Raw genomic sequence first — 23,867 nt, 5'->3', positions numbered from 1 at the left:
ATGAAATGTTGTACTAGAAAATCCAAACCCTACAATCCCTACACCTATTTTTTTCATGTTGCCCCTCCATCTGTCCCGCTTTAACGGGCAGTAAGATTCCTACCTCAAAATTCAGCGAAAGCAAAGAAATTAAGTGAGGGATCGACTGCCCGTTAAAGTCCGATTGGTTCAACTCATAATCATTGGGGATAAAGAAAATCCCCAATGATTAAAGTTTCACTTTATGAGAACGATTTCATTCAGTTATTATAACAAGATTATTATTATTTACATAATAATTTGCCTAGAAAAAAACATCTTGCCATTATTCATAGCAAGATGCTTTTCTTTACTCCGGTCGTTTTTTCGTCCACGTTTCAATAACTTCACCAGTATCATTAACATCTAGGACTAAACTACCGTTACTATACCGGTCTTTATTTCGATACGCTTTCGGATCAATTTCTTCTACAATATGTTTCTCTGTCTTCATGTAAACTAATTCATCGTCTCTAACGATTTCAATACCGACAATGCGGTACGGATTACGTTTTAACTCTTTGAAAATAACAAGTCCTCGCTTCGCCCTCGTTGATTTCTCAATTTCTGATGCTTTTAGACGTTTTACAGCACCGCGCTGCGTTACGAGAATAAGTTGATCTTTGTCACCATTTAACGGTTTACCAGAAGCGACATAGTCATCTTCTTTTAAATTAATTGCTTTCACACCAGCAGCTCTTACACCGACTGGACTTACTTCATCTTCATGAAAAATAAGTGCATATGCACCGTGTGTAGCAAGAACAATATCACTCGTTCCATCTGTCGCAAATATATCGACAACTTCATCATCTTTTTTCAAGTTTACAGCAACGAATGCCCTTGAATAACGCTGAACTTTATATTGATTTAATTCTGTTTTCTTTATCATACCATTTCGTGTTACAAATACGATAAATCGTTTTTCTTCCTCAAAGTTCGGTACAACCGTTGCCCAAATGATTGTTTCATCTCGGTCGAGTGAAACGATATTTGCAACGTGCTGACCTAAATCTTTCCAACGAATATCTGGCATTTCGTATACTGGCAGATATATATAGTTTCCTTTATTCGTAAATAAGAGGACTGTCTCTGTCGTATTCGTATCGAATCGTTCAAGTAAGATGTCACCCTCTTTCATACCGAAGTCTTTGCCGTTTGATGCATTATGTGAGCGCCATCCAGTACGTTTCACATATCCTTCTTTCGTTACAGTAACGATGACATCTTCTTGTGGAATCATCACTTCTACGTCTATTTTAATTTCTTCAATTTGTTCTTCAATAATAGCGCGACGATCATCACTATATGTTTTCTTAACTCTCTTCAAATCAGTTTTAATGACTTGAAGTAATCTTTTTTCACTTTGTAAAATTGACTGTAGCTCTAGAATTTTCTTATTAAGCTCATCTGCTTCTTCTTGTAACGCCGTAATGTCTGTATTCGTTAAGCGATATAATTGCAAGGAAACAATTGCTTCCGCCTGCGCTTCTGTAAAGCCAAATTTTGCACTTAAATTATCTTTCGCATTACGTTTATCTTTTGAAGCTCGGATTGTCTCGATTACTTGGTCTAAAATCGATAATGCTTTCTTTAAACCTTCTACAATATGTTGACGATTTTCTGCTTTTCTTAATTCATATTGCGAACGTCTCGTAATAACCTCTTTTTGATGTCCAATATAAGCATCCAAAATTTTCGGTAATGTCATAAGTGTTGGACGACGATTATTGATTGCTACCATATTAAAGTTATATGGAATTTGTAAATCTGTATTTTTATATAAATAATTTAAAATACCTTCGGCGTTTGCTTCTTTCTTTAATTCAACAACAATTCGTAAACCAGTACGATCTGTCTCATCACGCACTTCAGCAATACCATCTAACTTTTTATCTAGACGTAATTCATCCATTTTCTTTACTAGGTTTGCCTTATTCACTTCGTAAGGAATTTCAGTGATTACAATTTGTTGTTTCCCACCGCGCACTGTTTCAACTTCTGCTTTTCCGCGAATAATAATTTTACCTTTACCTGTTTCATACGCCTTTTTAATACCATCAATCCCTTGAATAATACCGCCTGTTGGGAAATCTGGTCCTTTCATAACTGTTAATAAATCATCAACAGTACTATTTGGCTTATCAATACGCATCATTGTAGCGTCAATAACTTCTCCAAGATGATGCGGAGGAATTTCTGTTGCATAACCAGCAGAAATCCCTGTAGATCCGTTCACTAATAAATTCGGGAACGCTGCTGGTAATACAACCGGTTCTTCACTCGTGTCATCAAAGTTTGACACAAATTCAACTGTTTCTTTATCAAGATCACGTAATAATTCAGATGCGATTGGTGATAAACGAGCTTCCGTATAACGCATCGCTGCCGCTGGGTCCCCATCAACACTACCGTTATTACCGTGCATTTCAACTAAAACATTACGTACTTTCCAAGTTTGGCTTAAGCGTACCATTGCTTCATATACAGAGGAATCACCGTGCGGATGATAGTTACCAATAACGTTACCGACTGTTTTAGCTGACTTCCGGAACGCTTTATCATGTACATTTCCTTCTACATACATAGAATATAAAATACGTCTTTGTACTGGTTTTAAGCCGTCACGCGCATCTGGAAGCGCGCGATCTTGAATAATATATTTACTATAACGTGCAAAGCGATCACCTAACACGTCTTCAAGCGGGAGGTCATGAAACTTCTCTGCTTGCATGTTATTCCACCTCCGTCTCCATAATCATTTCATTTTCTAAAATATTTCCTTCTTCTTGCATACCAAACTGTACATTACGTTCAATCCATTTACGGCGCGGTTCTACTTTATCGCCCATTAATGTTGTAACACGACGCTCTGCTCTTGCTGCATCATCAATTTTCACGCGAATTAATGTACGCGTTTCAGGATTCATTGTTGTTTCCCATAATTGATCCGCATTCATTTCACCAAGTCCTTTATAACGTTGTAACATATAGCCTTTTCCAACTTTTTTCGTTACACCGTCTAATTCCTCATCTGACCAAGCGTATTCAATTACTTCACTCTTGCCTTTTCCTTTACTTACTTTGTATAAAGGAGGAAGTGCGATAAACACTTTACCAGCTTCGATAAGTGGTTTCATATATCTGTAGAAGAACGTTAATAACAATACTTGAATATGTGCTCCGTCTGTATCGGCATCAGTCATAATTACGACTTTATCGTAATTAATATCTTCCACATCAAATTCATTCCCTACGCCTCCACCGATAGCATAAATGATTGTATTAATCTCTTCATTTTTAAAGATATCAGCAAGCTTTGCTTTTTCTGTATTAATTACTTTACCACGTAACGGTAATACGGCCTGGAAACGACGGTCTCTTCCTTGTTTCGCTGAACCACCGGCAGAGTCACCCTCTACTAAATACAATTCGTTTTTCTGAGGATTACGTGATTGTGCAGGTGTTAACTTCCCGCTTAACGTACCTTCTGATTTTTTTTTCTTCTTACCACTACGTGCTTCTTCTCTCGCTTTACGAGCAGCCTCACGTGCTTGCGCTGCTTTAACTGCCTTTCTCACAAGAAGTGTAGCTACATCCGGGTTTTCCTCTAAAAAGTAAGCTAAATGCTCTGATACAATGGCATCAATTGAAGAACGAGCTTCACTTGTACCTAGTTTCCCCTTCGTTTGTCCTTCAAACTGAAGTACTTCTTCTGGTACACGTACAGAAACGATAGCCGCTACGCCTTCACGAATATCTGTACCTTCTAAGTTTTTATCTTTTTCTTTCAATAGCGAAACTTTACGAGCATACTCATTGAACACACGAGTCATTGCTGTTTTAAATCCAGCTTCATGTGTTCCACCATCTTTTGTACGTACGTTATTTACGAACGACAAAATATTTTCTGAGTAGCCATCGTTAAATTGAAATGCTAGTTCTGCTTCAATTCCATTTTGTTCACCAGTGAAGTATACAACTGGATGAATGGAATCTTTTTCTTCGTTTAAATATGAAACGAAAGCTTCAATTCCTGTTTCATAGTGAAATACATCCTGTAAATCATTTCGTTCATCTTTTATCGAGATTTTCATCCCTTTTAATAAGAATGCAGATTCGCGTAATCTCTCACATAATGTTTCATAATTATAATTTGTCGTGCTGAAAATCGTTGTATCTGGTTTGAAATGCATCGTAGTACCAGACTCTTTCGTCTTTCCGATTTTCTCAAGCGTCGTTACAGGAACACCACCATTTTCAAAGCGTTGTTCGTAAATATTTCCGTCACGCTTAATCGTTACGACTAACCATTCTGATAAGGCATTTACAACCGATGCCCCAACACCGTGTAAACCACCACTCGTTTTGTAACCACCTTGTCCAAACTTACCACCAGCATGAAGTACAGTTAAAATAACTTCAGGTGTAGGTTTTCCAAGTTTATGCATCCCCGTAGGCATTCCTCGCCCTTTATCTATAACGCTAATACTATTATCTTTATGTATTACGACTGAAATTTCGTCGCCAAATCCCGCTAACGCTTCGTCAACGGAGTTATCTACTATTTCATATACTAAATGATGCAATCCACGGCTATCCGTACTCCCGATATACATACCCGGGCGTTTTCGAACGGCTTCAAGTCCTTCTAACACTTGAATCGCATCTTCATTATATTGGAACTGATGCTTCGCCAAACTCCTTGCCCCTTTCCTAATCCAAAATCAGAACATATGTTTCTATTATAGAATAACGCCTCGACTATAGTTTTGGCAAGTTATCTTATCTCTTTTATATACCATTTTCAATAGAAAAATCCTTGTTTTTCACAAGGATTCCTCTAGGCTACTATTTCAGAAAAATAATCGTTTGTCAACGAGAAATGGATATGTATACCAAGATTACACATTCCAAACCTTTATTATGATCCAAATGATCAATATCCAAAATGGGATAACAAGTAACAATCCCCAAAAACAGCCTTTAAAAAATCTCATGATGAACACCCCGTTCATCGGCCCTACTCATCTATAACGAGGGCTGAATCAATCTTTCTACCTTTAAATCTATACTATTTTGTCATCGCATGTTCTACTTTAATACAACGATCCATTATTACAGTATAGTCTTTTTCTTTTAAAAGTTTATATGTATCTTCATCTTGTACTCCTAATTGTGCCCAAAAAACATCTGCATCAATCTCCACAAATTCTTTTGCAACACCCATTAAAAATTCTGAACGACGGAATACATTTACAATGTCAACGTGTTCCTTAATATCCTTTAGTGAAGAAACTGCCTTTTCTCCAAGCACCTCATCTACTGTTGGGTTTACTGGAATAATGCGATACCCTGCATCTTGCATTGCTTTTGAAACCATATACGATGTACGTTCTGGTTTATCCGATAATCCAACAACTGCAATCGTTTTGCTTTTCTTTAATACTTCACCAATTTCCGTACGAGTTGGGTTTTCAATCATCATAATTAATCCCTCCTATTCCTTTAGTATAGCCGATAAAGAAAGTCTCTTTCAACATGAAAGAGACTTTCTTTTATTCCGATTATTGATTCTTTGTAGCTGAGTTATCTGCTAAAGTGGCTGTTTTCGTCATTTTTTGACCGTTACGATAGAATGTAACTTCTACTTTCTCGCCTACTTTTTTCTTTTCATATAAATATTTACGGAATTGAAGTGAGTTTTCTACTTTTTGATCATCTAATGCTACTACAATATCATATTGCTCTAAACCAGCTTTTTCTGCAGGTGATATTGGATAAATTTTACCTAATACAACTCCATTTGTTACTTCTTTCGGTACTTTCAATTGATTTACCGCATAAGCTTGCACATCTTCTAATGAAACGACACCTACTCCAAGAGCTGGACGTTTCACTACTCCGTCTTTTTCAAGTGATTCAATAACTGGTTTTGCGATATTAATTGGAATAGCAAATCCAATTCCTTCAACTTCTTGTTGTGCAATTTTACTTGAATTAATTCCAATTATTTCACCATTTTGGTTAAATAACGCACCACCACTATTACCTGGGTTAATCGCTGCATCTGTTTGAATAACTTGAGCATTCCAATCTGCACGCTTATCGCCATCGATATCTACTGGAATTTCACGTTCTTTACTACTAATAATACCTTCTGTTACACTTCCGTCAAATCCAAGTGGATTACCGATTGCAATCGCTTTTTCACCCGCACGAAGTTTACTTGAATCACCTAAAGTGGCAACTTTATTTACATTAGATCCATCAATTTCAACAACAGCTAAATCTAACCAAGGATCTTTCCCTACTAGTTTTGCATCTACCTTTTTACCATCACTTAATTTTACAGCCAGTTTATTTGCTCCGTCTACTACATGATTGTTTGTTACAATATATGCTTTATTTCCTGCTTTTTTATAAATAACACCTGATCCTGAACCAGCTTGTTGTTCTTGGCTTGTCGGTTGCATTGCAAATGGATCAATACTTTGTTGCATATTAATAACACCTACAACAACATCTTTCGCGCCTTCAATCATACCAGGTAAATCCGTTTCATTTTTTGTTTTATTGACAACAGGAACTACAGTACCTTCAACTTTTGAATCCGAACTAAATGACGATACAGCCGCTCCATTATTTTGAGCCCATGGCATATATGGTGCTGCAAAACTAATCGAAACCGCTCCGACTACAGCTCCCACTAAACCTGTGAAGAAATAGCCTTTTTTACTACCTGATTTTCTCACTTCTCTCGTTTCACTATGCTCTTCATTTAAATTTGGTCCGTCGTAATATCCCATGTTTTATTTCCCCTCTCTGGTGAATTCGTATTTTCAGTATAGTCACGTTTTGTGTCCTTCTTGTGAACTCATCGTGAAATCCAATTAAAAAAATACTCTTATCTAACATTGTAGACAAGAAAAGTATTTTTTGTACATTCCACCTACAAAGGAGAGTATATTTTTGCTATATTCTCAATCTAAAGTGCATAGTAACCTTTAAGATTATTCTTCAAATTTATAACCAACTCGAATAACGGTACCGATATGCTTCGCTTTATCTCCTAGCTTATTTCGTAGTTTTTTAATATGAGTATCAACCGTTCGGTCATCACCGTAGTAATCATATCCCCATAACTGATCTAATAAATGTTGACGTGACAACACAATTCCTTTGTTCTCCATTAAATAAACAAGCAGTTCAAATTCCTTATGTGTCAATATAATTTCTTCTCCATCTACTAAAACGGTTCTAGATAGACGATTTACCTCTATTCCAGCTAAAGACATAGCATTCTCTTCCGCTACTCCTACCACGCCATCTGCACGTTTCAATAACGTCTTTGCGCGAGCTACTAACACTTTCGGGCTGAAAGGTTTCGTTACATACTCATCTGCACCTAATTCGAACCCTAGTAATGTATCATCCTCATCCGAACGTGCTGTTAGCATAATGATTGGTACTGCTGATTCTTTTCTAATTCGTCTACAAACAGACCATCCATCTATTTCTGGTAACATAATATCTAACATAATTAAATCAATTTCATGCTCTGCAAATAATTCTAACGCTATTTTTCCGTCTTCTGCTTCGATTACTTCAAAGCCTTCATTACGAAAATAATCACTAACGATTTCACGTAGTCTTCTTTCATCTTCAACAAGTAATACTGTTTTATTCATATCATCTATCCCGCCTTTTTACTCTTTCAATCGAATAATACGTTGATTGGAGCTTCCGCGAAATGGAAGTGTTAAATCTTTTTTCTCGATTTCAAATCTTCCATCGACTAAAACATCCCCATAATGTAACAACTCTATCATATCATTATTTTGAGAACTCTGTATCTCTTCTAACGTATAACCTGTATACATCCATAGATTTTTTTTCAAATCTTTCACAGCTTTTGCTACTTTTTTCACATTAGCAGCTTGAAAAAATGGATCTCCACCTGAAAATGTTACATCAGTTAATGGATTACTTGCAATCTCTTTCACAATTTCTCCTACTGTCATTTCAGTTCCATTACAAATATTCCACGATTTCGGATTATGGCAACCGAAACAACGATGCGGACAGCCCGCAAAAAACACGACTGTCCGCAATCCTTCCCCATCTACTACACTATCATGAATGATGTTCATCACTTTCATTTATGCTTCACCCGATCCATCTCTTCACTACGTTTCGCACTATTCCATTTCGACATATCTCCTACAAGATAACCTGTTATACGGCGAATCCTTTCTATATTAGCCTCGTCTCCATTTCCGCAACTTGGGCATTCATTACCAATAACTCCGTGATAACTACAGCACTTACAACGGTCAACTGGATGATTAATTGAACCGTACCCAACGCCATGTTCTGCCATCGCTTGTACAATTTGTTTTAACGCCCGTTTGTTATGCATAGCTGCTCCGTCTAGTTCAATATACGTAATATGTCCCCCGTTACATAAGGCATGGAAAGGTCCTTCTAAACGAATTTTATTTATCGCTTGAATGTTATAGTAAACTGGGATATGGAATGAATTCGTATAATAATTATGGTTCGTTATACCGCTAACCACACCAAATTCTTCCCTATCTTTTTTCACAAACTTTCCTGATAACCCTTCTGCAGGAGTTGCAATTACTGAGAAATTCAGTTCATGTTCTTCTGTCGCTTTATCCATTCTATCCCTCATAAAGGAAATGATTTCATACCCGAGTTTCCATGATTCTTCATCTTCTCCATGGTGCTTTCCTGTTAAAGCTACTAAACATTCCGCAAGACCGATAAAACCAAGACTTAACGTCCCTTGCTTTAAAATGGATGCTACAGAATCTTCAGGCTGTAACTTTTCTCCACCGCGCCATACACCTTGTGAATATAAAAATCGAAAATCTCTTGCTCGCTTCGTACATTGATACTCAAATCGCTCTAATAGTTGCTTAATTCCTAAATCTAGGTAATAATTTAACGCTTCAAAAAATGCTTCCTTTGAACCACTAATTAGCGCTAATTTCACTAAGTTAATAGACGTAAATGATAAATTTCCTCTTCCAATCGCCGTTTCTTCTCCATGTATGTTAGACATAACACGAGTACGACATCCCATGTAACACACTTCACTTTCCGGTCGTCCGTCATAATGCACTGCATTAAATGGCGCATCTAAAAATGAAAAGTTAGGGAACAATCGTTCAGCCGTTGTCTCTAACGCTAATTCAAATAAATCGTAGTTCGGATCGCATTCTTCAAAGTTCACACCTTTTTTCATTTTAAAAATTTGAATAGGAAAGATGGGGGTTTCTCCTTTACCAAGACCAGCCTGTGTCGCTTTTAAAAGCTGTCTAACTAGTAATCGTCCCTCTTTAGACGTGTCTGTTCCATAATTAATAGAAATAAACGGTACTTGTCCCCCGCCCCTACTATGCATACTATTTGAATTATGAATAAAAGCTTCACAAGCCTGATACGTATCATTTTCTGTTTCTTTCCATGCAAATTCTTCTATTTGTTCTTTCGTAAGCGGATATGACTGTAATCGTTTCTTATGTCTCTCTACTGTTTTTCTCACATATGGAGCTAAATCAATATCAAATAGCGCAAACGATTGACCACCGTGCTGCATATTTTGATTCGCTTGAAAAATTATAGATGAAAGGGCCAATGCACTTTTAATGTCTTGAGGTTGTCTCATATGCCCATGTCCGGTATGAAAACCGTTCGCAAGCATTTGCGCTAATGGAATTTGAGAACAAGTCGTCGTTCCCGTCGCATAAAAGTCTAAGTCATGTGGATATAATATATTTTGATTTATCGCTTTTTTTACTTGATCTGACAATAAATTTTCAACAGCATAATATTTCGCACCCTCTGATGCGAACGTTCCCATTACTCCCATCGGAGAGCGGCCATCTACATTTGCATTTTCTTGCATTAAATCTTGCTCACTACCGTGGACAATCGTCTCAAACACTCTCATTAATTCTTCTCCACGTACATTTCGTTGTAACATTTATAACCCTCCACCAATATGTTGTTGTCTTTTGATTAAAATGTTACTACATATAGTCTTGGTGTTTCTGTGAGAAATGTAACATTCCTGTGAAATTTTTTTCACGAAATAATGAATTTTTCATTTACAAAAAAGAAATGTGCTCTTTACAAATGTATGGTACAATATACGGGAAAAACTCTTTTTACCCTTTATCAACACATTTGAATAAAGGAGACTGAACTTATGGTTACTACATATCTTTTATTTATCGTTGCCTACTTACTTGGCTCGATTCCATTTGCACTAGTCGTTGGAAAGATTGGTTATGGAATTGACATTCGTGAGCACGGAAGCGGTAATCTAGGCGGAACAAATACATTCCGCACACTAGGGAAAAAAGCAGGTTTTATCGTTACAATTGCTGACATTTTAAAAGGTACATTAGCAACAAGTCTACCGATTATTTTCGGATTAGATGTTCACCCACTATGGTTCGGATTAGCAGCTGTTCTTGGACATGTATATCCGATTTTTGCAAAATTCCGTGGTGGTAAAGCTGTTGCAACTTCTGCTGGCGTACTATTATGCTACTCACCAGTTGTTTTTGCAATATTAGCTGTTGTCTTTTTCAGCCTTTTATTTACAACAAGATACGTATCACTTTCTTCTATGGTAACAGCCGTCGTTGCTGTTATTGCATCCATTGTTAGCGGGGATAAAATCTTCATTATTGCGATGTGTTTATTAGCAGGTATGGTTATTTATAAACACCGTGCAAATATCGGACGAATTATAAATAAAACTGAACCGAAAGCAAACTTTTCAAAAAAGCAAAAATAAGATCGTAACCCACATAACGCAAAAAGAAAACGTGAAGCATATTAATAGCGTCTTTTTGCGTTATTTTTTATACTAAAGAAAAAGCAACATAATTTGGAGGAACTATACATGAATCTTTCCGTAACAAAAGAAGCAGCACAATGGTATAAAAACGAATTAAACTTACAATCGGGTGAAACATTACGCCTTTTCGTACAATACGGCGGTTGCAGCACTGTACAGAAAGGACTTTCTTTAGGTATTCGTAAAGATGACCCTGCACATCCTGCTGTTCAAACTCAAGAAGAGGGTATTAACTTCTTTATTGAAGGTGATGATGAGTGGTTCTTCGATGGACATAATTTATCTGTTACTTTTAACGACGGTGATGATTTCCCACAATTTAATTATGAAAAATAAAAAAAGTGTGGCTTTTGCCACACTTTTTTATTTTTTCTTAATTTCCTCATATTTCGCATACCACTCAGGATATAACTTTTTAAATGATACAGGGCGAAATCCTTCTTTTTTCGCACAAATATTCGTCGTACTTGCAGTAATACAAAGTTCTCCATCACCATTATAAATTTCATATCCATATACAACGCGAAGTGGGCTCACACTATCCACCCATGTTTTTACGATCGCTTTTTCTCCGTAACGCATCGCTTTACGATATGAAATTTGCAAATCTAACACAGGAGAAATAATTCCCTCTTTCTCCATTTCAACATATGAAAACCCTAAATCTTGTATAAGTTTCGTACGGCCTAGTTCAAGCCACACCAAATAGTTTGAATGGTAAACAACACCCATTTGATCAGTTTCCGCATAACGGATTTCAACTTCATGTTCTGCTACAAACATATGTATTCGCCTTCTTTCACTTCTGCTACCTTGCATACATTTAATCATAATACAGTGACATCAAAAATAAAATAAAAACAGTGAATCTTTTATCGAAAGGAGCAAGCATATGATTCAAATTGTAACGGTTCGTAGCGGTGATAGCGTATTTAGCTTGGCATCAAAATATGGATCAACACCTGATGAAATAGTGAAAGACAATGGATTAAATCCAGCTGAAACACTCGTTGTTGGTCAGGCACTAATTGTGAATACGAAAGGAAATAATTACTATGTACAGCCTGGCGATAGCCTATATCGAATCTCTCAAACATATAACGTTCCTCTCGCTAGTTTAGCTAAAGTGAATAACTTATCTTTAAAATCCATTCTCCATGTTGGACAGCAATTATATATACCGAAAGGGACGAAACGAGCAGTAGAATCCATCGCTTATTTACAACCTTCAACTATCCCCATTAAAGAAAGTTTAGTTAATGCTACCCGTGCTATTAATCCATTTTTAACATACTTAGCCTACTTCAGTTTCGAGGCAAAAAGAGATGGTACGTTAAAAGAACCAACTGAAACAGCTAAAATTGCTACTATTGCAACTCAAGGAAACACCATTCCTATGCTCGTTATTACAAATATTGAAAATGGAAACTTTAGTGCCGATCTAACATCCGTTATTTTACGTGACGCGACGATTCAAAATAAATTTATTACAAACATTTTGCAAACTGCTGAGAAGTACGGTATGCGAGACATTCATTTTGATTTCGAGAGCGTGGCACCTGAAGATCGCGAAGTGTATAATCGTTTTTTACGAAATGTGAAAACACGCTTACCTAACGGGTACACATTAAGTACAACACTTGTACCGAAAACAAGTTCAAATCAAAAGGGAAAATTTTTCGAAGCTCACGATTATAAAGCACAAGGTCAAATTGTTGATTTCGTCGTCATTATGACATACGACTGGGGTTGGCAGGGCGGGCCACCGATGGCAATTTCTCCTATCGGTCCTGTAAAAGAAGTACTTCAATACGCAAAATCTCAAATGCCTCCACAAAAAATTATGATGGGACAAAATTTATACGGATTCGATTGGAAACTTCCATTCAAAGAAGGAAATCCGCCTGCAAAAGCAATTAGCTCTATTGCAGCTGTTGCACTAGCTCGTAAATACAATGTTCCGATCCGCTATGACTTCACAGCTCAAGCTCCTCATTTTAATTATTTCGATGAAAATGGTGTACAACACGAAGTTTGGTTTGAAGATTCGCGTTCTGTTCAAAGTAAATTTAATTTAATGAAAGAACAAGGCATCGGTGGTATTAGCTACTGGAAGATAGGTTTACCATTCCCGCAAAATTGGCGTTTACTCGTCGAAAACTTTACGATTACGAAAAAGGGCTGACATAAGTCAGCCCTTTTTTATTCATCACAAAAAGAAGAATGATAACATTCTTCCTTTTTAACCGTTATCAACAATCGGCTGTTTGCCCGTTTGGTCTTGCATTTGCTTTCCTTTATTGCCACCAGCTTTTTTTGATTGTGTTCCAATATGATTCGGTGCAAAGTCTTTTGAATTCTTTTTCGGATTACCCATTACTATCGCCTCCTTAACACTAGTATCGTACTAGTGTTAAGAATTATTCAGCTTGCTTAAAAAGTTTCATTTCATAACGTTTTTCAATACGTTCTTCAATACGATCGATTGCATCACGATCGCTTAATAATTGTTGTTTATTTTCTTTCACAAGTTCGTCAAATGATTTACGGCGACTTCTTCTCATGCTGTTCACCCTCTCTCCATTACTTTCTTATTACATAGTATGAGCAAAGGAAAAACTCTTTAATCAGATTTGCAAGAAAATTTTATGTTTTAGTACTCCTAAAAAAAAACCGCGTACAATAAATCGTACACGGAGTTTTTTATACCATGATATTTAAATACTCTTTTAACTTTTCATCTGCATTCATTTCACTTCGTTTATAATCACGCAGCGCTTGCAGTACGAAATCATACTGTTCTAAAATATAACTTTCTAATTTCAGGACGTCCTCTAAGGTATTCAGCATAATTCTCGTATTACCAACTTCACTTTTTAACGCCGGTTCACATTTTAAACTCGTACATATTTCTTTCACATCATCTTCTAATATGTCTGTTAATATGTATTTCTTTCGTCCTTTTACTTTTACTCTCATAACCGGATAAAAAGCTTTTATATCTAAATAGCTTCCTACATTCATGCAACGAACCCATTCAATATCACGTTTATTTCGTACAAGCATCTTTTTTACTGCTTCATATACTGCTGTTTCATCAAGTACTTCTGTATTCGATTTCCTTTTCGCCTCTTCTTCAATAAAGGCACATTTTTGATAAACAGCTGCACAAGTAATACAATCATCAAATGCATTATGAGAACTTAAACGAATGCCAAGCATTCGCTTTAACGTTTCAAGTTTATGATTAGGCGCGTACTTCATATATTTCTTTGCTAAAAATACAGTATCCATCACTTTATTTTGAGGTTCCGGTAACCCAAGCATATTGACGTTGCTTTTCAAAAAGCGCATATCAAAAGAAGCGTTATGAGCGACAATTACATTTGTATGTAAAAATGCTAAAAATAAAGGTAATACCTCTTCAATCGTCGGTGCATCTGAAACACGATAATTTGTAATACCTGTTAAACTTGTTATCCGGTCCGGGATTGGACGCTCCGGATTCACATAAGAAACAAATTGATCTACTAGTTCATGATTGCGATATTTCACTGCTGCGACTTGAATGATTTTATCATTATAAGGGTTAAATCCTGTTGTTTCAAAATCAATTACAACATAATCTAACGGTAAGGATATATTCCCCACTCCAAATACACTCCTTTATCTCTAGACGTTTATATTTCTTTTATCATATCATGAAGCTTTCACTACTTGAAAAAGAAAAGGTAGAAATGATTATATTCCATCTCTACCTTTTCACTGTTATTTTAATTTAGCAATCCGTTTCTCCATCTCTTTTTGCGTCATCGGTCCAATAAACTTATCTTGAATGACACCTTTTGTATCTACAAAATACGAAGTTGGGATCGTAATTACTTTATAGGCTGTTGTTACATCAATATTCTTGTCCAATAAAATAGGAAAAGTAATTCCTTTTTCCTTTGCAAAATTACTTACCTTTTCGATCCCTCCGCCTTTTTCTGAAGGCGTATAATTTATTGCTAAAATTTCTACATTTTCTTTATGTTCTTTATAGAAAGCTTCCATATCAGGCATTTCTTGCTGGCAAGGCCCACACCACGTTGCCCAAAAATTCAAAATCAATTTCTTGCCCTTTAAATCTGATAACTTTACATTCGTTCCATCTAACTTCGTTAATTCAAAGTCTGGCGCACTCTTCCCAATTTCAATGCCATTACTTGCAATCATCTCTTTCATAGCAGCTTCACTTTTTTCTTGCTCTCCTTGGGCCGCCTGATCGCTTTTACCAAACTGTTCATAAGCTGCATATCCCGCTAAACAAAATAACACTACAATAATCATAAGCTTCCGCCACATTTTATATCACCCTAACGTGTTTATCTTCTTTTAATATATTCATTCAAATGCTATATACCTTATTTTAGCTTATACGGACAAGCTTGGAAATATTCACAGTCTAAATAATTAGAATATTCTTATTTGAAGCGTAATTCTTGCCTTTTTATCGTATAATTAGAAAAACAGATGAAGTGTTGTTTATCTTCTTATGGACCCATTCACCTTTTTATTCTCGTAGTTATAAACCTACAACAAAGGGGGATTGTTTATGAATTCATTCGAAAAAATAACATTATATATTCTTAGTTTTCTTTTATATCCAATCGGTATTATTGCATGGATCATTTCACTCTTTAGTAAAGATCTTGAAAAAAAGAAAATAGGGCGTATTTGTCTTTACATCTCTCTAGTCTCATTCGTCCTTTTCGTAATCCTTGGAATTGCAACTTTCCTTATGACCGCTACTTTTAATGTTGATTTGAATCATTCTGAATCTATCGAGTATCAAATAAATGACGGTGAATAAAGATAAGAGCATTGCTCTTATCTTTATTTACACCCTTTTAAAAATGAATGACTATTTATTAATTTTTCAGGACTTCCACATGCAACAATACTTCCTTCTCTCATTATGACAACACGATCTGCTAGTATAACTTTCTCTACATCATGTGTTGCTACAATTCTCGTTATCCCTCTTCCTAGCCCTTCTATCCTATTCCAAACAACTTCTTGATTGCTCGGATCTAATCCCGCAGTCGGTTCATCTAAAATAATAAGATTCGGATTTGAAACAATTGCTCGCAATAATGCAAGGCGTTTTCTTTCTCCCCCTGAAAACTCTTCACCGCTTTTATGTAGTACAGTTTGAAGACCTTCAGGTAACCCCCTAATAATCGACGTTATATTTACAAGTTCAGCATTTTTTTCTAACTCATTTTCTAAGTCCTCTTCCTCGAAATACATATTCTCTTTTACTGTCGTCCGAAAAAAATGAGATTCTTGCCACACTGTAGTCAATCGAGCCTCATTTCCATAATAAGCAACGCTACCGTTAGATGGTTTATACAACCCTGTCATTAATTTTAAAAGCGTTGTTTTTCCTGCACCACTTTCTCCTACAATCATAACGAGTTCACCAGGTTTAATTTGCAAATCAATATTATGAATTCTGCATTTCTCTTCATCATTCTCCTGAAATGAAACGTTAGTTAATATCATCCCCATCGCTCTTTCCACATTACTATTTGCCATTCGTTTATCTAAAAAGAAAAAAACTCTACTTGCCGAAGCGACTGCAACTTGTGTCATTATTAATAAATCGCCCACATAACGGACAGGGAAAAAGAGCATCTCAATTGTGGCTAACACTGCAACGAGTGAACCAACTTCTATTTCTCCTCTCATTATTTTTTCTGCACCTATAATGAGAACAACGATATATGCTCCTGTTTCAATCACCGTTCCAACTACTCCAATGCAATGGTGCATCATCGTCTTCTTTACTTCTGTTTTATAAGATTGTGCTGTTACTCCTTTAAATAAGCGAATGGCCCACTTTTCTTTTTGCAAACTACGTAAATCTTGTACGCCTTTTACAAACTGCGATACGATCTCTACAACACTTGATTGATTGTTTTGAGCAATGCTTGCGATATTCCTGACCTTTTTCCCCATCAACATCGGAACCATTGCACTTAAAAATAAAAACGGAGTTACCCACAATATAAACTTCATATCTATATGTTGTAGTGCTATGAACGCACCTATAAATTGCGCAATAGCGTGTATATATTCTATTAATATAGAACCATATAATCTGACCCAGTTTGGAATATCAGACACAACTAGCGTCTCTAACTCTCCTTGCTTAATCTTCTCACTCTCTTCAAATGGTAATAAGAAAAAATGGCGCAATACATCTATACGCTTCTTTCGCAATATTCGTTGACTTGCTTTGGAGCTTACATAATCAAATGAAAGATTGTTCACCCACATCAACAAGCGACTAACTGCAAACAAAGTAATGTAAAGGTACGCCTCCTTTAACTCTCTTTGAATTAGGTTATCTACAATTAGTCCCATGAATAGTGGACGGGATAGATTTAAAATCGCTGCAAAAAGTCCACTGCATATAGCTGCTATTACTAATATTTTTTCTTTCTGTAACGGTAACAAAATTCTTTTATATCCTTTCATGACCTTTCCTCCATTTTATAAAGTAAAAAGAAAGGGATGAAACCAAATGGTTTCATCCCTTTCCATAAAATAAGGAAGCTAACAGTTGTTAGCTTCCTTATCGTTCATTTCAATTATTTAGTTCGACACTTTAGACTCTTCAATTTTTTCACGAAGAACCATTTGCAGAATACCACCGTGACGGTAGTAGTCAATTTCAACTTCACTATCGAAACGAGCTACTACTTCAAATTGTTTTTCGTTGCCATCTGCATCAGTTGCAACTACTTTTACAAGATCGCGCGGTCTAACTGTTTTGTCAATTTGAATTTCAAACGACTCGTTACCAACAAGACCTAACGTTTCAGCGCTTTCGCCATCTTTAAATTGAAGTGGTAACACACCCATTAACACTAAGTTACTACGGTGAATACGCTCGAAGCTTTCTGCGATTACTGCTTTAATACCTAATAAGTTTGTACCTTTTGCAGCCCAGTCACGAGAACTTCCCATACCGTAATCTTTACCAGCAACAACTAGAAGGCCTGTGCCATCTTCTTTATATTTCATAGCAGCATCATAGATAGATGTTACTTCACCAGTTGGCCAATATGTTGTATATCCACCTTCTGTTCCTGGTGCGATTTGGTTTTTAATACGGATGTTCGCGAATGTACCACGCATCATAACTTCATGGTTACCACGACGAGAACCGTAAGAATTGAAGTCAACTGGTTGTACACCGTTTTCTAATAAGTAGCGTCCAGCTGGTGTGTGCTTACCGATTGAACCTGCTGGTGAAATATGGTCTGTCGTTACAGAATCTCCAAATTTACCAACAATACGTAAACCTGATAATGTTTCAACTTCACCTGGCTCTTTAGATAATCCTTCAAAGAACGGTGGGTTTTGAATGTATGTTGAATCATTATCCCAAGTATATAAAGCTTCATTTGAAGTTTGGATTTCATTCCAACGCTCATTGCTATTAAATACTTGTGCATATTCTTTCTTGAACAGTTCAGATGTAACAACACTTTGAACTACATCTTCAATTTCTTTAGCTGATGGCCAAATATCATTGAAGTAAACAGCATTGCCATTTGCATCTTTACCGATTTCATCATTTTTCAGGTCAATATCGACAGTACCTGCAAGTGCATATGCCACAACAAGTGGTGGTGATGCTAAGTAGTTTGCTTTTACAAGCGGGTGAATACGACCTTCAAAGTTACGGTTACCAGATAAAACAGATGTTACTAGTAAGTCATTTGCTGCGATTGCTTCTTCTAATTCTGGAGCTAACGGACCAGAGTTACCGATACAAGTCGTACAGCCGTAACCAACTGTTTGGAAACCTAATTGATCTAAATATGTTGTTAAACCTGATTTATCTAAGTATTCAGTAACAACTTTAGATCCTGGTGCTAATGATGTTTTTACGTACTCAGGTACTACAAGCCCTTTTTCAATTGCTTTTTTCGCAACTAGACCTGCCCCGATTAATACGTATGGGTTTGATGTATTTGTACAGCTTGTAATTGCAGCGATTGCAATTGCACCTGTTTTCATCGTTACTTCTTTATCTTCTAATGTAACCTTCACTTCTTTATCGAACTCTTGCTCATTAAATCCAAGTCCTTGTGTTCCAACTGGTGCTAAAACAGCTTTGTGGAACGCATCTTTCATATCTGAAAGTGGAATTAAATCTTGTGGGCGTTTCGGTCCAGAAAGGTTAGATTCAATTGTATTTAAATCAATTTCAACAAGATCAGTGTAAATTGGATCTTTGCTGTCTGCTGTATAGAATAAGCCGTTCGCTTTACAATATTCTTCAACAACGCGAATTTGCTCTTCATCTCTACCTGTTAAACGTAAGTATTCTAATGAAATATCGTCGATTGGGAAGAATCCACAAGTTGCGCCGTATTCTGGTGCCATGTTTGAAATTGTTGCACGATCAGCTAAAGGCATGCTCTTTAGTCCATTACCGAAGAACTCAACGAATTTACCAACTACACCTTTTTGACGTAATACTTGTGTTACTTTTAATGCAACGTCTGTTGCTGTAGTACCACTTGGAAGTGTACCAGTTAATTTCACACCGATTACTTCAGGTACTGGGAAGTATGAAGGCTGTCCAAGCATTCCTGCTTCTGCTTCAATACCACCAACGCCCCATCCAAGAACGCCGATACCGTTAATCATTGTTGTATGTGAGTCTGTTCCAACTAATGAATCTGGGTATGCAACTAAGTCACCTTCAGCATTTTTCACCGCGTGAACGACTGGTGCTAAATATTCAAGATTTACTTGGTGTACAATACCTGTAGCTGGTGGAACTGCACGATAGTTATCAAATGATTTTTGTGCCCAGCTTAAAAATTTATAACGTTCTTCATTACGTTTAAACTCTAAGTCCATGTTGAATGCAAGCGCATCTGCCGTACCCGCTCTATCAACCTGTACAGAGTGATCAATTACAAGGTCTACAGTAATTTCTGGGTTAATTTTATCAGGATCCCCACCCATGTCTGCCATTGCTTTACGAAGCGAAGCCAAATCTACAACAGCTGGTACACCAGTGAAATCTTGTAAAATTACACGAGATGGTTTAAATGGAACATCGATATCTTGCACATCTTTCGTTCCCCATTTCGCTAAATTTGTAACATGCTCTTCTGTAATTACACGTCCGTCTACTTGACGAAGTACTGATTCAAGTAAAACTTTCACGGAATATGGTAATTGAGATACGTTGCCAACCCCTGCATTTTCAAGCGCTTTCAAATCATAATAATGATACGTTTTTTCATCTACTTCAAAAGTTGCACGTGATTGAAATGGATTATGTTTGACCATTATGTTTCCCCCCTGTTAAACGTGACTAAGTTGTCTGAATATAAAATGTAGACAAACTTTTCAATACCTTACGATAATATCTTATTACAACTTTCTAAATAAGTAAATAATAAGAAACTTATAGATTATCATAAGTTTTCTTTATGTTTCTAAATTTGAATAGTGTTCATGCTCCTTATGAATACTATTACCATAAAGTAAAGTGCTCTATTGGTGCTTTACTTACAGTTCATATATACTGTGAACTGCTTATCATTCAACATACAAAAATGTTATAGAGGTGAAATAAAATGGGTAAAAGAAAAGCAAATCATACTATTTCAGGAATGAATGCGGCATCTGCACAAGGACAAGGAGCTGGTTATAACGAAGAGTTTGCAAATGAAAACTTAACTGCTGCAGAACGACAAAATAATAAGAAACGCAAAAAGAACCAGTAACGGAAAATCCCAAAAGGAGCATTCACCTTTTGGGATTTTTTCTAATGTTTATAACGTAGTAATTCCGAAACCGTTACAAATCGATAGCCTTGTTTTTTCAGTTCAGGTAAAATTTTTGCTAATGCTGTTACTGTTTGACTACGATCGTTTCCTCCATCATGTAACAATACAATATCTCCACTTTTAGCATGTTTCACTACATGATTTACAATAGATTCAACCCCTGGATTTGCCCAATCACGCGGGTCTTGATGCCACGACCATAGAACTGTTTGATACCCCGCTTCTTTCGCTGTTTTAAATACAGCATCGTTAATATATCCACCAGGTGGACGGAATAGCAAAGGTTCTTTCACCCATTTTTTAAAATATTTCTTCCCATCTAAAATATCATTTTCTAATTTCTCATCTGATGAATTGCTCGCATACAAATGGTTCATCGTATGATTTCCAATTTCATGCCCCTCGTTTAACACTTGTTTCACCAAATATGGATTACGCTGAACTCGAAATCCAATCATAAAAAATGTCGCTTCTGCTTTATATTGACGTAATAAATGTAAAATTTGTGGTGTATAAGTTGGATCTGGCCCATCATCAAATGTAATGGCAATAATCTTTTCATTATTAGGTACTTCCCACGTTACATAGCCAGTTGGTTCTAGCTCTTTTCTGAGCAACATTTTCGCTTCCACTTTTTCAACTTGAAATATATGTACTGCGCATAATAAAGAGAAAACGAATAGAAAAATTTTCTGTTTTCGCATAATGTTCATTAAAGTAAGAGGTTGCCGAATACACAACAACCTCATTTACTTTTCTAATTGATCTACATGTTGCATAATATTTTGGAGATTATTTTCGTATTGCTCAAGTTGTGGGCGTTGTGTTTCCGAAGCTACTTCTAACGCATTTTGAATCTGTTCATACGCCTCCTGAACCTCTTGGCGTAATTCTTTTAAATCATGACCGTAGTTTGGATCGTTTTTCACAATGTTGTTAAATGCATGTTCTGCTTGTGTAACTCCTTGCTGCGCTGCTTGAAAAGCTTGTTGTTTATCTTTATGATATGGCATTATATAATCCCCTTTCCATAATAGTTAGTCCCATTTATCTTTACCTTTTTTTCTAAAAACATTCTCGTATAAATTTGCAAACTTCTCTCATTCTAAAGAGAAAGAGGAGGTGTCACATACAATGGAAAAAAACAATCGTGAAGCGAAAGAAAAAAAAGGACAACCTGAACCATTAAGCGGATCTCATAAAGTAAAAAACCGTAACCATTCACGCCAAAAAAATCATGCACATCATGATATGTAAAGCAAAAGGCTCACACTAGCTACCTTTATCACATACAATGTTTATATTTTTACATTTATTCTTCACCCCTACTTCATTCATGCATAACATAGTATGAATTGAGATTTTACGGAGGGTGTCTTACATGGGCAAGAAAAAGAAGGATTGTCTTTTTCATGTTGATGGTTTCGAAGAATGGATGGATCAATTTTGTTCTGATTCTTGTAGTAACTTTAGTTTCCCGAATCAAATTCATATTGATCTTTGTGAAACTGAACAAGAATACATTTTGGAAACAGATGTACCAAATGTAACTGAACAAAATGTAGTTATTAAAAAGATGGAGACAGGCCTAAACATTTGCATACTTCATAAAAATATTTCTTTGCAGCGGAACATTCCTTTACCCGCTACTATTATTTATAAGAAGATGCTAGCCTGCTTAGAGAATGGATTTTTAGCCATTCATATTTCCAAAAACGAAGTAGCTAATAAACATGAAGAGAAAGTTCTTTTTCAAATTGAGAATTAAAATAAATACAAAAATAAGCCCCAGTCGTCTACTGGGGCTTATTTTATTTCGCATGTACTTGCATATTAGAATTTCTGTCATATCTTTTTTTCAATAAACCTTTTGTAATTAAAAGTACAGGAAATGCTACAGTTGAAAATATAGCTAGCGCTGAAAATACTACAAATCCATTTTGGTACCCGTAATAATCGAGAAGTACTCCCCCAAACCATGGACCAATTACTGCTCCAATTCCTGAAAATCCCATTGCTCCAAAATATGTTCCTTTTAAATGTGAAACAGCTATATCATCAATAAATACATCCGTCATTGAAAACATTAATACTTCTCCGATTGTAAAAATAATTGTGCAAATGGCAGTACCTAGCATAGATTCTACTATTCCAAAGCCAAGTAATCCCCCGCTCACAAATAAAGTTCCAAGCATAATGGATGCTAATGGTGTGTACTTTTTGCACATTTGAATAACAGGATATTGGATAACCACTACAACAACTGCATTTAAAGCGAGCATATATGAGAACAGCTTCACTCCATCCTGAAACATATGTGTATTTGCAAAATATTGAGACACTGTCGTCGTTAAATGTGAAAACCCACAATTACTCAAAATAATGCCAACTAACGCAACTAAAAATACTACATCCTTTCGTAATATACGCAGCGCATTTAGCATTGTAACAGGCTTTTCTTTATTAACCTCCTTTTGTTCCAGTGGATATTTCTTGAATTGGAACGCTAATATAACTGTATATAGAACATATACCCCCGCTGCTACTAAAAAAGGAATTGTAGATTTTGCGCTTCCAATTTGTAATCCAACAATTGGTCCAATTGCAACCCCAACATTTATTGCACCGTATCGTAAGTTATATACGAGTAAACGATACTCTGGTTTTGTTAAATCTGATAATAATGCTCTTGACGTCGGTTCAAAAAAGGACCTACATAATCCATTTAAAGCATTTAATAAAAAGAAACTTAAAACATGATCTGCAAGTGAAAAACCTATAAATACAAACACCCAAACGATCATGGACCAAATCATAATCGTTTTCCGGCCGAATCGGTCCGATAAATTCCCTCCAATAAAACTAGCAAATACTCCAACAAGTGCACTTGTTCCGATAATAGCACCAGTCATTCCAGCTGATACACCTTTAACAGTCGTTAAATAAATTGCTAAAAAAGGAATACTCATTGACGTGGCAAACCTCGCAAATAAAGTCCCTATTATAATTGTCATTCCTAATGGATGTATATTTTGTAACTTCCCCTTCATCTAAAAAACCTACTCTCCCTGTTCTTACAT

Annotated in this window: 24 protein-coding genes; 7 read left to right on the top strand and 17 right to left on the bottom strand. The window is 36.1% G+C overall.

Annotated elements, in window-relative coordinates:
* Positions 1 to 328: 328 nt before the first annotated feature.
* The 7 genes from parC to KI369_RS09105 all read right to left on the bottom strand — a co-directional run bounded on the left by parC (position 329) and on the right by KI369_RS09105 (position 10,033).
* Entirely contained in the window at positions 329 to 2,752 is a 2,424-nt protein-coding gene (gene parC, locus KI369_RS09135; RefSeq protein WP_212955735.1) for a DNA topoisomerase IV subunit A, read from the bottom strand.
* 1 nt (position 2,753) lies between these two features.
* Positions 2,754 to 4,718 carry a DNA topoisomerase IV subunit B gene (gene parE / locus KI369_RS09130; protein WP_212955734.1) on the bottom strand — a complete coding sequence of 655 codons (1,965 nt, stop codon included), beginning with the start codon at positions 4,716 to 4,718 and terminating at the stop codon, positions 2,754 to 2,756.
* 374 nt (positions 4,719 to 5,092) lie between these two features.
* On the bottom strand, positions 5,093 to 5,506 hold the full coding sequence (locus KI369_RS09125; RefSeq protein WP_212955733.1) for a CoA-binding protein: 414 nt from the start codon (positions 5,504 to 5,506) through the stop codon (positions 5,093 to 5,095).
* 79 nt (positions 5,507 to 5,585) lie between these two features.
* Positions 5,586 to 6,827 carry a S1C family serine protease gene (locus KI369_RS09120; RefSeq protein ID WP_212955732.1) on the bottom strand — a complete coding sequence of 414 codons (1,242 nt, stop codon included), beginning with the start codon at positions 6,825 to 6,827 and terminating at the stop codon, positions 5,586 to 5,588.
* A 204-nt stretch (positions 6,828 to 7,031) separates the two neighbouring features.
* Complete coding sequence (locus KI369_RS09115; RefSeq protein WP_001044675.1) at positions 7,032 to 7,709, bottom strand: response regulator transcription factor; 678 nt, start codon at positions 7,707 to 7,709, stop codon at positions 7,032 to 7,034.
* 18 nt (positions 7,710 to 7,727) lie between these two features.
* Entirely contained in the window at positions 7,728 to 8,180 is a 453-nt protein-coding gene (gene nrdG, locus KI369_RS09110; protein ID WP_212955731.1) for an anaerobic ribonucleoside-triphosphate reductase activating protein, read from the bottom strand.
* Complete coding sequence (locus tag KI369_RS09105) at positions 8,177 to 10,033, bottom strand: anaerobic ribonucleoside triphosphate reductase (protein ID WP_212955730.1); 1,857 nt, start codon at positions 10,031 to 10,033, stop codon at positions 8,177 to 8,179. The genes nrdG and KI369_RS09105 overlap by 4 nt, the downstream gene beginning before the upstream one ends.
* A gap of 225 nt (positions 10,034 to 10,258) precedes the next feature.
* On the opposite strand from KI369_RS09105, the gene plsY reads away from it, so the two are divergent.
* Together plsY and KI369_RS09095 are read left to right on the top strand one after the other, a co-directional pair.
* Positions 10,259 to 10,855: a glycerol-3-phosphate 1-O-acyltransferase PlsY gene (gene plsY, locus KI369_RS09100; RefSeq protein WP_000258967.1), complete on the top strand. Its 597-nt coding sequence runs from the start codon at positions 10,259 to 10,261 to the stop codon at positions 10,853 to 10,855.
* A 108-nt stretch (positions 10,856 to 10,963) separates the two neighbouring features.
* Positions 10,964 to 11,254, top strand: a complete 291-nt coding sequence (locus KI369_RS09095) for a HesB/YadR/YfhF family protein (protein WP_001054449.1) — start codon at positions 10,964 to 10,966, stop codon at positions 11,252 to 11,254.
* A gap of 27 nt (positions 11,255 to 11,281) precedes the next feature.
* Here KI369_RS09095 and KI369_RS09090 read toward each other — a convergent pair whose 3' ends face one another.
* The gene (locus tag KI369_RS09090) at positions 11,282 to 11,701 is read right to left on the bottom strand and encodes an acyl-CoA thioesterase (protein ID WP_212955729.1); all 420 of its coding nucleotides are present in this window, start codon (positions 11,699 to 11,701) and stop codon (positions 11,282 to 11,284) included.
* A 109-nt stretch (positions 11,702 to 11,810) separates the two neighbouring features.
* On the opposite strand from KI369_RS09090, the gene KI369_RS09085 reads away from it, so the two are divergent.
* Positions 11,811 to 13,103 carry a glycoside hydrolase family 18 protein gene (locus KI369_RS09085; RefSeq protein WP_212955728.1) on the top strand — a complete coding sequence of 431 codons (1,293 nt, stop codon included), beginning with the start codon at positions 11,811 to 11,813 and terminating at the stop codon, positions 13,101 to 13,103.
* 57 nt (positions 13,104 to 13,160) lie between these two features.
* On the opposite strand, the gene sspN is transcribed toward KI369_RS09085, so the two are convergent.
* The 4 genes from sspN to KI369_RS09065 form a co-directional block, all read right to left on the bottom strand.
* Positions 13,161 to 13,295: an acid-soluble spore protein SspN gene (sspN, locus tag KI369_RS09080; protein WP_000527987.1), complete on the bottom strand. Its 135-nt coding sequence runs from the start codon at positions 13,293 to 13,295 to the stop codon at positions 13,161 to 13,163.
* Positions 13,296 to 13,338: 43 nt separating this feature from the next.
* A complete protein-coding gene (locus KI369_RS09075) occupies positions 13,339 to 13,482 on the bottom strand; it encodes an FbpB family small basic protein (protein ID WP_001254697.1) in 144 nt (47 codons plus the stop codon).
* 139 nt (positions 13,483 to 13,621) lie between these two features.
* Complete coding sequence (locus KI369_RS09070; RefSeq protein ID WP_212955727.1) at positions 13,622 to 14,569, bottom strand: 3'-5' exonuclease; 948 nt, start codon at positions 14,567 to 14,569, stop codon at positions 13,622 to 13,624.
* Between the two features lie 117 nt (positions 14,570 to 14,686).
* Complete coding sequence (locus KI369_RS09065) at positions 14,687 to 15,262, bottom strand: TlpA family protein disulfide reductase (protein ID WP_212955726.1); 576 nt, start codon at positions 15,260 to 15,262, stop codon at positions 14,687 to 14,689.
* A gap of 250 nt (positions 15,263 to 15,512) precedes the next feature.
* Here KI369_RS09065 and KI369_RS09060 point away from each other — a divergent pair, with 250 nt between their 5' ends.
* Positions 15,513 to 15,770 carry a hypothetical protein gene (locus KI369_RS09060; RefSeq protein ID WP_212955725.1) on the top strand — a complete coding sequence of 86 codons (258 nt, stop codon included), beginning with the start codon at positions 15,513 to 15,515 and terminating at the stop codon, positions 15,768 to 15,770.
* 23 nt (positions 15,771 to 15,793) lie between these two features.
* Here the strand turns inward: KI369_RS09060 and KI369_RS09055 are convergent, their stop codons facing one another.
* Together KI369_RS09055 and acnA are read right to left on the bottom strand one after the other, a co-directional pair.
* Entirely contained in the window at positions 15,794 to 17,443 is a 1,650-nt protein-coding gene (locus KI369_RS09055; RefSeq protein WP_212955724.1) for an ABC transporter ATP-binding protein, read from the bottom strand.
* Positions 17,444 to 17,560: 117 nt separating this feature from the next.
* Entirely contained in the window at positions 17,561 to 20,284 is a 2,724-nt protein-coding gene (gene acnA / locus KI369_RS09050) for an aconitate hydratase AcnA (RefSeq protein WP_212955723.1), read from the bottom strand.
* A 290-nt stretch (positions 20,285 to 20,574) separates the two neighbouring features.
* On the opposite strand from acnA, the gene sspO reads away from it, so the two are divergent.
* Entirely contained in the window at positions 20,575 to 20,724 is a 150-nt protein-coding gene (gene sspO, locus KI369_RS09045; protein ID WP_000518051.1) for a small acid-soluble spore protein SspO, read from the top strand.
* A 41-nt stretch (positions 20,725 to 20,765) separates the two neighbouring features.
* On the opposite strand, the gene pdaB is transcribed toward sspO, so the two are convergent.
* On the bottom strand, positions 20,766 to 21,491 hold the full coding sequence (gene pdaB, locus KI369_RS09040) for a polysaccharide deacetylase family sporulation protein PdaB (RefSeq protein WP_212955722.1): 726 nt from the start codon (positions 21,489 to 21,491) through the stop codon (positions 20,766 to 20,768).
* A 45-nt stretch (positions 21,492 to 21,536) separates the two neighbouring features.
* Complete coding sequence (locus KI369_RS09035; RefSeq protein WP_001146291.1) at positions 21,537 to 21,800, bottom strand: hypothetical protein; 264 nt, start codon at positions 21,798 to 21,800, stop codon at positions 21,537 to 21,539.
* Positions 21,801 to 21,921: 121 nt separating this feature from the next.
* On the opposite strand from KI369_RS09035, the gene KI369_RS09030 reads away from it, so the two are divergent.
* Both KI369_RS09030 and KI369_RS09025 read left to right on the top strand, forming a co-directional pair.
* On the top strand, positions 21,922 to 22,044 hold the full coding sequence (locus KI369_RS09030) for a small acid-soluble spore protein P (RefSeq protein WP_000414449.1): 123 nt from the start codon (positions 21,922 to 21,924) through the stop codon (positions 22,042 to 22,044).
* 124 nt (positions 22,045 to 22,168) lie between these two features.
* Positions 22,169 to 22,555: an Hsp20/alpha crystallin family protein gene (locus KI369_RS09025; protein ID WP_000516742.1), complete on the top strand. Its 387-nt coding sequence runs from the start codon at positions 22,169 to 22,171 to the stop codon at positions 22,553 to 22,555.
* 43 nt (positions 22,556 to 22,598) lie between these two features.
* Here KI369_RS09025 and KI369_RS09020 read toward each other — a convergent pair whose 3' ends face one another.
* Complete coding sequence (locus tag KI369_RS09020) at positions 22,599 to 23,837, bottom strand: MDR family MFS transporter (protein ID WP_212955721.1); 1,239 nt, start codon at positions 23,835 to 23,837, stop codon at positions 22,599 to 22,601.
* Between the last annotated feature and the right edge of the window lie 30 nt (positions 23,838 to 23,867).

The sequence above is a fragment of the Bacillus sanguinis genome (assembly GCF_018332475.1).
GTDB lineage: Bacteria > Bacillota > Bacilli > Bacillales > Bacillaceae_G > Bacillus_A > Bacillus_A sanguinis.
The sequence above is the reverse complement of the archived record's forward strand: the minus strand, read 5'-3'. Positions and strand labels throughout refer to the sequence as shown.